Consider the following 12,339-nt stretch of genomic DNA (forward strand, 5'->3'; position numbering starts at 1 on the left):
TTGCAGTCCCTGTGGGAGCGCTAGACATCACTCAGCACCTTCAAGGGGTTTGCGCGCGACCACATTGACCAATGTTTCTTCCCGCTGGCCAAAGGGTTTTGGACGGCGCAAGCCGAAGCGTTCGAGCAGCCCGAAATCCTTCGAACGGCTCCACCATAAATAAGGGTAGGACACGTTTTGCGGGCCGAACTCGAAACCCTGCTCGCGCAGCATCTGCAAGTAACCGGCGGCACTTTTTTGCACGTGCATCGGGTGGCGGAACAGCCAGCGGATCACCCAGGTGTCGATGTACGCTTCAGTGGACTCGGCGAACAGCAGGTAGCCGCCCGGCTTGAGTACCCGGAAGAACTCGGCCAGGGCCTGTTCCTGCTCCACCAGGTGGTGGAACGTCTGGTGACAGAACAGCAGGTCGACGCTCGCATCGGGCACGGCGAGGGTGGCGCAATCGCTGCCGATCAACTCTACCGTCATGCCCTGGCGTTGAGCCTCTTCAGCGCTGAGGGTCAGGCTGTGAGGGTCGGCGTCCAGGCCGATCAGGCGCTGTGGGGCGAACACCTGGCGCAAGTACTGGAACGATTTACCCTGGCCGCACCCGGCGTCCAGCAGCACTGGATGGCTTGGCGGTGTTTCGCTGAACAGGCTGCGCAGGTCGTTGATCGCTACGCGCAACACGTGGTGTTGCCAGGTGTGGCTGCGCAGAAACCAGAAGCCGAAGCGGGTTTCCTCGACGTAGCTGTCGCTGAGGTAGGGCTGCTCACCGAGGTTCATGGGGCATCGCTCGCGCAGATTTCCGACAGCATGCGCAGGCGTCGCTTGGGTTCGCTGACAAACGGGTTGCGCTCATCCCAGGCGTAACCGGCGAGGATCGAACTGATCATCCGACGGATGTCCGGCGAGCTGCCCGGATGGAAGATCACGTCCTGGAAGGTTCCGGCGTACCAGCCTTCGACGTAGCAGCGGAAGGTGTCGACGCCGCGCTTCAGCGGCTCGGCAAACTCGCGCTGCCAGTCGACGCTTTCGCCGCTCAGCTGACGGTGCAGCACGCCAGCGGCCATGCTCGCCGAACGCATGGCGATGGTCACACCGGAGGAGAACACCGGGTCGAGGAATTCGGCAGCATTGCCGAGCAGGGCAAAGCCTGGGCCGTGCAGGGTTTTGACGTTGGCCGAGTAACCGCCGATGGTCCGCGCAGGGGTGTCCCACACGGCGTTTTCCAGTACACCGGCCAGGCTCGGCGTTTCAGCGATGAAGCCGCGCAGGCATTCGTCGAGGTTCTCGGTGCGGCCTTCAAAGTGTTCCGCCGCCGCGACCACGCCCACCGAGCAGCGCCCGTTACTGAACGGGATGGTCCAGAACCAGATATCGCGGTGCAACGGGTGGGTGGTGACGAGGATCTTTTCACGCTCGAAGTGCGTGCAGTCGATGCGGTCTTCGACGTGGGTGAACACGGCTTGGCGCACCGGGAAATTCGAGGGTGCTTCGAGGTCCAGCAGACGCGGCAGAACACGCCCGTAACCGCTGGCGTCGAGCACGAAATCGGCTTCGATGCGGTACTCGCTGCCGTCTTCACGACGGGCGCTGAGTTGCGGCTTCGGCAGGTCGAAATCGGCCCCGATGATTTCTTCGCCGTAGCGGATTTCCACGCCTTGCAGCGCTGCTTGATCGGCCAGCAGTTTGTCGAAGTCGCCGCGCTGCACCTGGAAGGTGGTCGGCTTGCCGTTGCTGAACGTGTCGCCGAAATCGAAGGCGCTGTAACGCTCGCCCCAAGCGAAGGCGGCGCCGGTTTTCAACTGGAACCCGGCGGCGTTCACCGCGTCGAGCATGCCGGCTTCTTCAACGAAATCCAGGCAATGGGACAGCAGGCTTTCACCGATGGAAAACCGTGGGAAATGCTGGCGCTCGATAATGAGCACGTCATGACCTTTGCGCTTGAGCAACGCGGCCGCAATGGCCCCCGATGGGCCGGCGCCGACGACGATAACCTGGCGACGTTCCATTTCAACTGTTGGCACTGGGGCTCCTTGCCGGGGCGGCGATGTGTAAGGGGATTGGGTGGATGCCGGCCAATGCCGGCAGCAAAGTTGCGATCAGGCCCATCAGCATCAGCGCGAAGTACAGCGCAGGGCTGATCAGCCCTTGTTGCAGCAGCAGGTTGAGAAAGACGATCTCGCTCAACCCGCGAATGTTCAGCAGCAGGCTTTCGCGCCAGCGGCTGGCGCCGGCAAAGGACGCTCCGGCCCAACCCAGGCCCAGCCAGTTACCCAGCAGTTTGCTGGCCACCGGCAACAGCAGCAGTGCGCCCAGTTGCACCCAGCTAAGGCTGCTCATGGCGCTGTGCACATTGATCTGCACAATGCCGAACGTCAGGATCAGCGGGATAGCGACGCTGGTCTGTAAGCGGTGCATCCAGGCTGCCTGTAACGGCAGCATGAACGGCAGCTTGAGGGCGGCCATGCACAGCAGGTAGCCGATACCGAGAATCAGCGCGTTGAGTTTGTAATGCTCGGCCACCACCAGCAGCCCGAAAAAGCCCAGGCTGTGCAGCAACGGTTGGCGCAACCCCAGCAGGCGCAGCAGCAACGGCAGGCAGGCACCGGCCAGTGGCAACAGCAGGCTGCTCAGGTGCAGGCTGCCCTGGGCGATGGCGAACAGGCTCCAGCAGGTCAGGTCGATAAGGATTGCGGTCTGCACCAGGCGCCGGGTGGCGGCGGGTGGGTAGTCGATATGCCGCAGGTACAGGTAGAGCACCGGAATTGCGGTGATCGCGAACAACAATCCCACCGCCAGCGAGCTCAGCCACGGCTGGCTCGGCAGCAGCCACACAGCGGTGGCGAGCCCGCAGGCGAACGGAATGCAAAAGCTCGGCAGCGCGATTTTCAGGCTCTGGCGGTCCAGCTTCAGGTCGATCACATCACTGAGAATATGCCCCAGCAGCAGGGCAAAACTCAGGCTGTAGAGGTTTTTCAACCACTGGGGCGAAACCAGCTCAGCCCCGCTTAACTGCCAGTGCGGCTCGATCCAGAAGTACATCAACAACGGCAGGCCGAAGGTCGCCAGCAGCAACTGGCTGACAATCGGGATCAAGCCAACGTAACGGCCAACCCGTGTCGCCAAGGCGAACAACGCCAGGGCCAGTAGCCAAAACAGCGCAATCATCATGCTGCCGGCTCCGCAACCGGTGCAGCGTGCACCTGACGCCCGGCCCATGGCGCGAGGATGAAGCTGAAGGCGAGGCCCAGGCTCACTGACAGGCCGAAGTTGCTCACCGCCGGGGTGCTGGAAATCGCCAGCAGACCGAACGACAGCCAGGTGGTCAGCGCCGCCAGCAACGTCCCGAGCAGGCTCACCGCCGCGCCCCCGACCTGTTCACGCATGAGGATGGCGTAGTCGACGCTGATGGCCGTCACCAGCAGCAGGCCGAACAGGCTGAACAGCGTCAGCGGCTGACCCAGCCAGCCGAGGCTGGCCAGGCTGCACAGCGCCGCCAGCAACGGCAGGGCGACGATGCGCAGCGCGCCGCCGAAACCGAAGGGCAGAATCAGCAGCAGGACGATCAGTACGCAGGACGCCAGTTTCAATTCCGCGGCGCTGATTTGTGTGGCGGCAAACACCGCGTTCAGGTCACCGAGGCGGTCGATCAGTTGCACACCCGGCAGGTCCAGCGCCTGAATTCGCAACAGCGCGGCGTCGTTCAAACCTTGCAGGCTGACCATCGCGGCCACACCTTCGTCGGTGGCCCCCAGCCACAACGCGCGCCAGGGTTCGGCCAACGGACCGACCAGCGCGGCGTCGATGTCTTCGGTCGGCAGCGCTTGCAGGTGCGCCAGCTCGGCGTCCAGCGCCGCCTGCGGGACGCCAAGGTCCAGCAGCGGCTGCCAGAATTGCGGCAGTGTGCTCAACGCATCGCGCACCTGTTGTTGCTGGGTGGGCAGGTTGACCAGTTGATTGAGCGCCAGAAAACCCTGGAGTTTGTCCAGGCTGACCAGTTGGTCCAGGCGTTCGCTCAGGGCGCTCTGACGTTCCAGCAGTTGTTGCTGGTTGGCCGCGCGCACCAGGAAGAATTGGCTGGTGGGCTGATAGCCGGTGATGCGCGCAATCGTCTGGGCTTCGTTCATCAGTTGCGGCGGCGCGCCGACCCACTGGCGAATGTCGTTTTTGGTGGTGAGCTGCCACAGGCCGCCCGCGCAGAAGGCAATGAGCAGCGCCAGCAGGATCGGACTGCGCACGTGCTTGAGCAGTGCTTCGCGCACGTTCAGCAAGAACTCGGCGACCCGCAGCGGCCATTGCGCCGGTTGCAGGTTCGCGCCCTTGAGCAGCGCTGGCAGCAGGCACACCGCCGACAGGTACGCGCCGAGCAGTCCGGCAGCGGAGAACACCGCGATTTGGGTCAGTGCCGGGAACGGTGTCCAGGCCAGGGCCAGGTAGCCGATGCAACTGGTGGCCAGGCTCAGGGTCAGCCCCGGCAAGGTCAGGCGCAACGCCGGCCAGCTGTGCCAGGGTTTCAGGCTCCAGCTCTTGGACAGGTAATGCAGTGGGTAATCGACTGCCACACCGATCAGGCTCGAGCCCAGCACCAGGGTCATCACGTGCATGTGGCCGAACAGCGCGACGCAGGCCACGGCGCCAAACAGCATGCCGACCAGCACCGGAACGAAGGCCAGCAGCACCCGTACACGGCGGAACGCCAGCAACAGCAGCAACAGAATGCCGACGGTAGCGCCACCGCCCACCCAGGTGATTTCCCGGGTCGCTTGCTGCTGACCGTTGGCCGCGTACAGCAGGCCGCTGGCCGCGAGCAATTGCACGTCGCTGTGGGCGGCCTGTTCGCGGCTGTGCTTGAGCAACTCGGCGACTTGCAGCGGCAGTTGCATGTCAAAGGCATTGCCCTGCGTGCGCGCCCGCAACAGCACCCAGCTCTTGCCGTCGGCGTCGGCGATCAACGCGCCGCTGCCAATGTCCAACTGCACCGAGCCGCGTTGCGGCTGGCTGTTCTGGATACGTCCGGTCAGGCCGAGCCAGTCGTCCTGGCTCGGCACCAGGCTGAAACCGGTAAAGGGGTCGAACAGCGCTTGCACGCGCTGCTGGATAAACGCCTGGGGGTGTTCGATCAGTTGCTGTCGATCGGCGGCCGACAACATCGCCAGTCGGCCGTTGAGCAACTGTGTGCGCAACGCCGGCAAGTCGGCGTGCAGGTTCCATTGGACCTTCTCGAACAAGCCGCTGGCCTGCCATTGCTCGCCCAGTGTCTGGGCCATGGCGATGGCTTGCTGGCGGTCGGCATGGCCGACCAGCACCAGCATTTCGCGGTTCAGCGGTTCCTGCATGCGTTGTTCGGCGCGCAGTTCCAGCGGGTCGGGCGCGGTGCCGGGCACCAGTTCCATCAGGTTGGCCGACAGCGGTGCGCCGTCACGCCATTGCCAGCCAGCGAGCGCGAGCACCGCCACCAGCAGGATCAGGAACAGCCGTGGAAGCATCCGTTCACTCGGCAAAGTCATGTTGCTCCGCATCACTCAAAGGCTGGGCGCTGGTGCTGTCCTGCATGCGCAGCACGGTGCTGTCGCCCTGGGTTTCCAGCAGTTCGATGCGTTGCACCAGTTCACCGCCGTCGATGTTGATCTGGTTGAAGACCTGCTTGAGCAGCAGGGAACGCGGCGTCAATGTGAGTTTCCAGTTTTGGGCGTCACCGCTCAGCGACAGCTCGAAATCCCGTTGCAGGCCGCTGCTGTCACCTTGCAGCACCGCGAGGAACAAGCGGTTCTGCTCGGCCCCGGCGCTCTTGTTCGGCACCGGTTGCCAGTGATCGCCGTCACGCCGGGCAATGCCTTTGGCGCTGATGCGGTAATCCTGTTGCAACGGTGTCTTGAGCAGCCAGAGCAAGCCGTGGTCCTTGGCCAGCACGAAGGTGCCTTTGCTGGTCAGCGGTTGCGGCAGGGCTCGCAGGTGTTTTTCCTGAATGAAACGGCCGTGGATTACGCTGGGTCTGGCCAACTGATCGCTCAGTTGTTGCAGGTCAAAGGCCTGTGCCAGGGATGAAAAGCCCAGCAACGCGAACAGCGCCACCACGATCCTGTAGCCGCTCGCCACAGAGTAGCGCCCCAGTCGGCATTTGGGAGTCATGGCAGCATCCTTTCAACGGCATCGACAAACACTTTCGGTGACGCCAGTTGCATCTCGCGGCTGGCGATCTCCACGGCAACTTGCACCGAGCAGGCGCGGGTCAGGCGTTCGCCGGTGGCCAGGTCGCTGATCAGGTAATTGATCTTCAAGCGGTTCTCCCATTCCACCAGGCTGGCGCGCACGTTGAGCGTCTGGCCGAACACGGCGCCGCGTACGTAGCGCAATTGCAGGTCGATCACCGGCCACGCGTAGCCGGAGTCGAGCATCGCGTTGTAGTTGTGGCCGAGCTTGTCGAGCAGGGCACAACGCGCGACTTCCAGGTACTTCACGTAGTGGCCGTGCCAAACCACGTGCATGGTGTCGACGTCGAAAAACGGCACGAGGATTTGCGTGTCGGCGTGCAGCACTCCCTTGCTACGCATGCAGCCTCCAGTGTTGCTCGGCGATACGTTGCAGGCACAGGCGCAGTTCGCCTTCCAGGGCGCGGTCTTCGATGACCGGCGGGAAGTCCTTGGCCAGTGCTGCGTGCATCTGCGCCAGTGCCGGTGGCAATGGGCGGGCGTCTTCTGCCTGACTGCGCAACCAGACTCCTTGATTGGCCGCCAGCAGGGTCGCGGCGGCAACTTGTTCGGTCAGCTCCAGCACACGGATCGCATCGCGGGCGGCGATGGTGCCCATGCTGACCTTGTCCTGGTTATGGCACTCGGTGGAGCGCGAGAACACGCTGGCCGGCATGGTGTTTTTCAGGGCTTCGGCGGTCCAGGCGCTGGTGCCGATCTGCACCGCCTTGAAGCCGTGATTGAGCATCGCCCGCTCGGCGGTTGCGCCCGACAGGTTGCTCGGCAAACCGTGGTTGTAACGCTCGTCCACCAGCAGCGCGAGTTGCCGATCGAGCAGGTCGGCGACGTTGGCCACGAGGTTCTTCAGGCTGTCCATGGCGAAGGCAATGTGCCCGCCGTAGAAGTGCCCGCCGTGCAGCACACGCTCGGCTTCAGCATCGATGATCGGGTTGTCGTTGGCGCTGTTGAGTTCGATCTCGATGAACGAACGCAGCCAATTCAGGCTGTCGGCCAACACACCGAGCACATGGGGGGCGCAGCGCAGGGAATAACGGTCTTGCAGGCGATGCAGCGGCGCGGTCGGCGCGTCGATTGCCAGGTCCTTGCGCAGCCAGGCAGCCACTTGCATCTGGCCTGGGTGCGGTTTGGCGGCGAACAGGCGTTCGTCGAAATGCTCCGGGTTGCCTTGCAGCGCCACCACGTTCAGCGCGGTGATGCGCGTGGCCAGTTGCAGCAGGTAATCGGCGCGTGCGAAGGCCAGGCACGCGAGGCCGGTCATCACGGCAGTGCCGTTCATCAACGCCAGCGCTTCCTTGGGACGCAGCACCAGCGGAGCCCAGCCGAGTTCGCGGTGCACATCGGCCGACAGGCGACGTTCGCCTTTGAACAGTACTTCGCGTTCGCCGGACAAGGTCGCGGCCACGTACGACAGCGGCGTCAGATCACCGCTGGCGCCCACCGAACCTTCTTCGGGGATCAGCGGCAGGATGTCGTGTTCAAGGAACGCATGCAGGCGTTCCAGCAACTCCACGCGCACACCGGAAACGCCGTGGCACAGCGACTGCAAACGCGCCGCCAGCACCGCACGGGTGGCCTGGGCGTCGAGCAGTTTACCCAGGCCGCAACCGTGGAACGTGTAGAGATGACGCGGCAGCGCCTCGACGTGGTGCAGCGGCACCGCGACCACGCAAGAGTCGCCGTAACCGGTGGTCACGCCGTAGATCACGCCTTCCTTGTCCAGCAAGGAATCGAGGAAGCGTGCGCCCTTGGCAATGCGCTCGCGGTACTCGCTGTCGTTTTGCAGCTGCACAGGCACCTGACGGTTGGCCAGGGCCAGCACGTCTTCGATGCGCAGAGGGAGTTCGCCGAAGGTTACCGGCTCAAGCAGATGCGTCGTCATCGGTCTTCCAGAAAGGGTAGAAATTGAACCATTGTTGGGGCGCTTCAAGGCAGTACTGGCCCAGGCGTTCGGCGTAGCGTGCGGTCCACTGGGCAATGACTTGCTCGCGGTCGCTGCGTTTCCAGACCACCGCGTCGGTGAACGGTTCGAGGATCACGCGATAGCGGCCATTGTTCTTCAGGCACAGCAGCAGATTGACCGGGCATTTCAGCAGGCCGGCCAACAGCCACGGCCCTTGGGGAAACGCCGCCGGATGACCGAGGAAGTCCACCCGCACATTGCGCCCGCCGTGCAGCGGTACGCGGTCGCCGGCAATCGCCAGCCACTCGCCACGGTCCAGCCGTTGGCTCAGTTGCAGCATGATCGCCGGGTCCAGCTCGCTGACCTGGATCAGTCGCAGATTGGTTGCGCCCGCTTCGCCCAGCAGACGGTTGAACCGTTCGGCGTGCTTGGTGTGCACCAGCACGTTCATCGTCACTTGCTCGCCGAGTTCGGCCAGTGCCCGGCACACTTCAAGGTTGCCCAGGTGGGCGCCCACCAGCATCTGCCCGCGTTCGCCGCGCAGTTGATGACGCAGTTGCGCCGGGTCGACGATTTCGATCTGGTTGATGCTCAGCTTGCCGTTCCACACGTCGAGCTTGTCCAGCAGCGCATCGGCAAACGCCATGAACTGGCCGAACACGCGCCAGCGGGTCGGGCGCAAATCGCTGCGGCCACTCCAGTCGGCCAGGCGTTGCTGGTACTGCCAGGCACTGCGGCGGGCGGTGCGGCCGAACAGGAAAAAGTACAGAACGATGCCGTGCAGCACTGGGCTCAGCACTCGGCGGCCGAGGACCTTGACGCCGAACGCGGTGAGTTTCATCAACCAGAAACTGCCGCGTTCCTCATGTTTGGCCCAGTGTTTTGAACCCTGCTCGCGACTCATGCCTGCCACCGTCGCCAAAGGATCATCGGCAGGCGCAGCAACATGCCGAAGAACAGGCGCGTGTGCATGCTCGAGATCAGTGCGTTGTCGTGAAACAGGCGGAAGTGCGACAGGCCATCCTGCGGGTAGTGAACCTGGGTCGGCAGCCAGCGCATCGGCTGATTGCGCCAGGACAGGCGCACCAGGATCTCCGGGTCGAAGTCCATGCGTTTGCCGAGCTTCACCGAGTTGATCAGCGCCAGGGTCGGCGGCAGCGGGTACACGCGAAAGCCGCACATCGAATCGGGAATCTGCAACGACAGGCTGTTGATCCAGACCCATACGTGGGTCAGGTAGCGCGCATACAAGCGGCCCTTCGGTACGCTGGCATCGTATTGCGGATAACCGCAGATCAGCGCTTCGGGATGGACCTTCGAGGCGTCGATAAAGGCCTCGACGTCACGCAGATCATGCTGGCCATCGGCGTCCACTTGCAGCGCGTGGCTGAAGCCCAGGCGCGACGCTTCGCGCAGGCCGGCCATGACCGCTCCGCCCTTGCCCTGATTGACTGCGAGTTTCACCAGATAGATGTTTTCACGCGTAGCCAGTTGTTCCAGCACCGCCGCGCATGCCGGGCTGCTGGCGTCATCCACCAGCACGCATGGCAAGCCGCTGGCGAGCAGCGCTTCGACCACGGCAGGCACGGCGGTTTCGTGGTTATAGACCGGAATGACGGCGCAGGGGTTATGCATGATCTGAAGCCTCGCTTGACCCCATGTGGCGAGGGAGCTTGCTCCCGTTCGAGTGCGTAGCGCTCGCCATTATGTTTTTTAGGGCTGCTGCGCAGCCCAGCGGGAGCAAGCTCCCTCGCCACAGGTTATGCATGGGCGGCCTCCAGCAAAATCCGCCCACTGGAACAGGCGGCGGTGTCGTTGCGATAGGCGAAGTACAGCTTGCCGCGTTCGCGGTCGAAGCGCAGGTGCAGTTGAACCTGGTCGCCGGGGCGCACCAGTTGCTGGAACTTCAGCACTTCCATGCCGGCAAACCGGGCAGGTAAATCGAGCATCTGTTGCCCCAGGTGCAGCGCCCAGTCGACCTGCACCACGCCCGGCAGCACCGGGGTCTGCGGGAAGTGGCCGCTGAAGTAGGCCAAGTCCGGCGGGATCGATAGATACAGGTTCCATTCGCCGTCGGTTTCGACTTGCTCCAGCACCTCGGGTGCTTGTGGGCGCGGTGCCAGCAGCAGGGCTTCGACCTCGGCTTGTGGCAACTTGCCCTGGGCGTTCAGCGGCAGTTGTCGCAGCAAGCGCCAGCGCCGGGGTAGGGCGAGGGCTTCGCAATGCTGGCTCAGGTGCTGACGCAGTTCCTGAGTCAGCGCGCGTCGGCCCTGATTGCGCAGCGCATGCAGGCCTTGTTCGCTGAGCACCAGCAAGGCACCCAGCGACGCACGGTTTTCCTGCACCACCCCGAGGCGCGTTTCGGCGACCCAGTCGTGAGCCATCAACGCCTGTTCGAGCATCGGTAGCGAGATACGTTTTTCTTCCAGTTTGACGATCCGGTCCAGCCGCCCGAGCAGTTCGAAACGGCCATCGGCAGCGATACGCGCCGCGTCGGCGGTGTGTTCGATGTGACCGCTGGGCAAGTAGGGCGAAGCGATGCACAAGGCGCCGTCGCTGTCCTGAGTCAGCACCACGTCGGCAAACGGCTGCCAAAGGCTGGCGCCCTGACGCCAGGCAATGCCACCGGTTTCCGAGCTGCCGAGAATCTCGGTCGGCCACTGCGCCAAACGCTTATGCAGGCTTTGTGCGGCATCGGTCGGCAATGCGCCGCCCGAGGAAAACACTCGGCGTACGCGGCTCATGGCCGGCCAGTCGAGGTTATCGCCCATGCGCTTGAGCAACGCCGGGCTGGCAACCCAGGCGAACTGCGGGTACTCGCGGCTGGCGCGTTGCAGGTCTTCCGGGAACGCCAGTTGCTTGCGGACAAACACACGCCCGGCGCACAGCGGCCACAGCACCCGGAACAGCAGGCCGTAGATATGTTGAGTGCCCACGCTGCCAATGATGCAGGCCTCGCCCAGGTCGGCGCCCCACAGGTGCTCCAGCGCCTGAACCTCGTTGGCCATCTGGCGCAGGGTTTTCTCGATCCGCTTGGGTTCGCCGCTGGAGCCCGAGGTGCACAGGCTCAGGCGGCATAGATCCAGGTCCAGTTCGGCGGCGGTAAGCGGCGCGTGCTGGAAATCGGCCAGGTGCGCGTCATCGGCCTGATCGGTCAGCCACAGGTCGACATGGGGCGACCAGCGCTGGCGGGTCTGGCTTTGCAAGTCGGCGGGCAGCAGCACGCTGACCCCGGCACGCCAGGCGCCGAGCAGGGCAATCGCCAGTTCTGCGGCGTCTTCCAGGTGCACGGCGATGCGTGTCACACCTTGGGCTTGCAGGCCGGCGGCGAGGCGCAGGGCCTGCTTGCACAGGTCGACGTGATTGAGCGCCGGGTCCGCCGTGACGGTGCGATCCGGTTGAGCCTTGAGCAATAGGTGCTCAAGTGATATCCAATTCATGGGCGGCCTCGTACCCTTTGTCGTAAGAGCCATTCAATGGCAAACAGCAGACCCATCAACCCGTAGGCGATCAGGCCGTTGTACAACGTCCACCAGCTCAGCGGGGCCCAAAGGGTCAGGGCGGCGGCGAGCAAGCCGTTACAGAAGAAAAAAACACTCCAGGCAATCGTCACCTGGCGGGTGTAGCGAATGGCTTTTTCCGGCAGCACCGGCTCGCTCAGACGTGCCAGCCGTTCGGCCACCGGCGGGCCGTATTTCAGGCTCAGGCCAAACAGCCCGAGCATGAAGCTGCTGATCAGCACCGGGTACCAGCGCAGCAACAGCGGGTTATCGAACAGTGCCAGCAACAGGCAAAACCCGATCGCCGCGACCGCCATCCACAGGCTGCCGGGACGACGCCCGCCAGTCAGTGCGCGGGCCAGCCACAGCCCGCCCAACAGCAGGCCGAACTGCCACGGCGCAAAGTGCTCCATGCCGAAATACACCGCGAAGGGGTACAACAGGCCCGCCAGCAGCAGGCCGAGGCCGATCAGACGGCTCATGCGGCCGGCTGGACCAGACGGTAGACCGCCTCGACCACGTCGTTGACGGTGCGCACCGACTTGAATTCTTCGGCGGCGATTTTCTTGCCGGTCTGGCGTTTGATGTGGTCGATCAGGTCGACGGCATCGATGCTGTCGATTTCCAGGTCCTGGTACAGGTTGGACTCAAGGCTTACACGCTCAGGCTCCAGTTCGAAGAGTTCGACCAGGGCATCGCGCAGGGTGTTGAAAATGTCGTCACGAGTTTGCATGGTCCGGTC

At 63.8% G+C, this 12,339-nt stretch carries 12 protein-coding genes; all 12 read right to left on the minus strand.

The features are described from left to right. Positions 1 to 27: 27 nt before the first annotated feature. Positions 28 to 768, minus strand: a complete 741-nt coding sequence (locus AC1Z1G_RS02340; RefSeq protein WP_483624539.1) for a class I SAM-dependent methyltransferase — start codon at positions 766 to 768, stop codon at positions 28 to 30. Then, complete coding sequence (locus AC1Z1G_RS02345; protein WP_483624541.1) at positions 765 to 2,012, minus strand: NAD(P)/FAD-dependent oxidoreductase; 1,248 nt, start codon at positions 2,010 to 2,012, stop codon at positions 765 to 767. Before AC1Z1G_RS02345 ends, AC1Z1G_RS02340 begins: the two co-directional genes overlap by 4 nt. Then, entirely contained in the window at positions 1,999 to 3,159 is a 1,161-nt protein-coding gene (locus AC1Z1G_RS02350; RefSeq protein ID WP_483624543.1) for a cation:proton antiporter, read from the minus strand. The genes AC1Z1G_RS02345 and AC1Z1G_RS02350 overlap by 14 nt, the downstream gene beginning before the upstream one ends. Continuing rightward, entirely contained in the window at positions 3,156 to 5,495 is a 2,340-nt protein-coding gene (locus AC1Z1G_RS02355; RefSeq protein ID WP_483624545.1) for an MMPL family transporter, read from the minus strand. Before AC1Z1G_RS02355 ends, AC1Z1G_RS02350 begins: the two co-directional genes overlap by 4 nt. Continuing rightward, positions 5,479 to 6,117 carry an outer membrane lipoprotein carrier protein LolA gene (locus AC1Z1G_RS02360; protein ID WP_483624547.1) on the minus strand — a complete coding sequence of 213 codons (639 nt, stop codon included), beginning with the start codon at positions 6,115 to 6,117 and terminating at the stop codon, positions 5,479 to 5,481. Before AC1Z1G_RS02360 ends, AC1Z1G_RS02355 begins: the two co-directional genes overlap by 17 nt. Further along, positions 6,114 to 6,539 (minus strand): acyl-CoA thioesterase, encoded by a 426-nt coding sequence (locus AC1Z1G_RS02365; protein ID WP_483624549.1) that lies wholly within the window; start codon positions 6,537 to 6,539, stop codon positions 6,114 to 6,116. Before AC1Z1G_RS02365 ends, AC1Z1G_RS02360 begins: the two co-directional genes overlap by 4 nt. Then, a complete protein-coding gene (locus AC1Z1G_RS02370) occupies positions 6,532 to 8,076 on the minus strand; it encodes an HAL/PAL/TAL family ammonia-lyase (RefSeq protein ID WP_483624551.1) in 1,545 nt (514 codons plus the stop codon). The genes AC1Z1G_RS02365 and AC1Z1G_RS02370 overlap by 8 nt, the downstream gene beginning before the upstream one ends. Then, positions 8,057 to 9,001: an LpxL/LpxP family acyltransferase gene (locus AC1Z1G_RS02375; RefSeq protein ID WP_483624553.1), complete on the minus strand. Its 945-nt coding sequence runs from the start codon at positions 8,999 to 9,001 to the stop codon at positions 8,057 to 8,059. The genes AC1Z1G_RS02370 and AC1Z1G_RS02375 overlap by 20 nt, the downstream gene beginning before the upstream one ends. Continuing rightward, positions 8,998 to 9,732: a glycosyltransferase family 2 protein gene (locus AC1Z1G_RS02380; RefSeq protein ID WP_483624555.1), complete on the minus strand. Its 735-nt coding sequence runs from the start codon at positions 9,730 to 9,732 to the stop codon at positions 8,998 to 9,000. The genes AC1Z1G_RS02375 and AC1Z1G_RS02380 overlap by 4 nt, the downstream gene beginning before the upstream one ends. A gap of 125 nt (positions 9,733 to 9,857) precedes the next feature. Next, the gene (locus AC1Z1G_RS02385; protein WP_483624556.1) at positions 9,858 to 11,537 is read right to left on the minus strand and encodes an ApeI family dehydratase; all 1,680 of its coding nucleotides are present in this window, start codon (positions 11,535 to 11,537) and stop codon (positions 9,858 to 9,860) included. Further along, positions 11,534 to 12,079 (minus strand): COG4648 family protein, encoded by a 546-nt coding sequence (locus AC1Z1G_RS02390; protein ID WP_483624558.1) that lies wholly within the window; start codon positions 12,077 to 12,079, stop codon positions 11,534 to 11,536. The genes AC1Z1G_RS02385 and AC1Z1G_RS02390 overlap by 4 nt, the downstream gene beginning before the upstream one ends. Beyond that, positions 12,076 to 12,330 (minus strand): acyl carrier protein, encoded by a 255-nt coding sequence (locus tag AC1Z1G_RS02395; RefSeq protein WP_078469483.1) that lies wholly within the window; start codon positions 12,328 to 12,330, stop codon positions 12,076 to 12,078. Before AC1Z1G_RS02395 ends, AC1Z1G_RS02390 begins: the two co-directional genes overlap by 4 nt. Positions 12,331 to 12,339: the final 9 nt, after the last annotated feature.

It is taken from the genome of Pseudomonas sp. JL27(2026) (genome assembly GCF_056933555.1).

Coding starts and splice junctions, on each gene's coding strand:
- AC1Z1G_RS02380 (WP_483624555.1), bottom strand. CDS start 9,732: ATGCATAACCCCTGCGCCGTCATTCCGGTCTATAACCACGAAACCGCC.
- AC1Z1G_RS02340 (WP_483624539.1), bottom strand. CDS start 768: ATGAACCTCGGTGAGCAGCCCTACCTCAGCGACAGCTACGTCGAGGAA.
- AC1Z1G_RS02365 (WP_483624549.1), bottom strand. CDS start 6,539: ATGCGTAGCAAGGGAGTGCTGCACGCCGACACGCAAATCCTCGTGCCG.
- AC1Z1G_RS02390 (WP_483624558.1), bottom strand. CDS start 12,079: ATGAGCCGTCTGATCGGCCTCGGCCTGCTGCTGGCGGGCCTGTTGTAC.
- AC1Z1G_RS02355 (WP_483624545.1), bottom strand. CDS start 5,495: ATGACTTTGCCGAGTGAACGGATGCTTCCACGGCTGTTCCTGATCCTG.
- AC1Z1G_RS02350 (WP_483624543.1), bottom strand. CDS start 3,159: ATGATGATTGCGCTGTTTTGGCTACTGGCCCTGGCGTTGTTCGCCTTG.
- AC1Z1G_RS02370 (WP_483624551.1), bottom strand. CDS start 8,076: ATGACGACGCATCTGCTTGAGCCGGTAACCTTCGGCGAACTCCCTCTG.
- AC1Z1G_RS02395 (WP_078469483.1), bottom strand. CDS start 12,330: ATGCAAACTCGTGACGACATTTTCAACACCCTGCGCGATGCCCTGGTC.
- AC1Z1G_RS02385 (WP_483624556.1), bottom strand. CDS start 11,537: ATGAATTGGATATCACTTGAGCACCTATTGCTCAAGGCTCAACCGGAT.
- AC1Z1G_RS02375 (WP_483624553.1), bottom strand. CDS start 9,001: ATGAGTCGCGAGCAGGGTTCAAAACACTGGGCCAAACATGAGGAACGC.
- AC1Z1G_RS02360 (WP_483624547.1), bottom strand. CDS start 6,117: ATGACTCCCAAATGCCGACTGGGGCGCTACTCTGTGGCGAGCGGCTAC.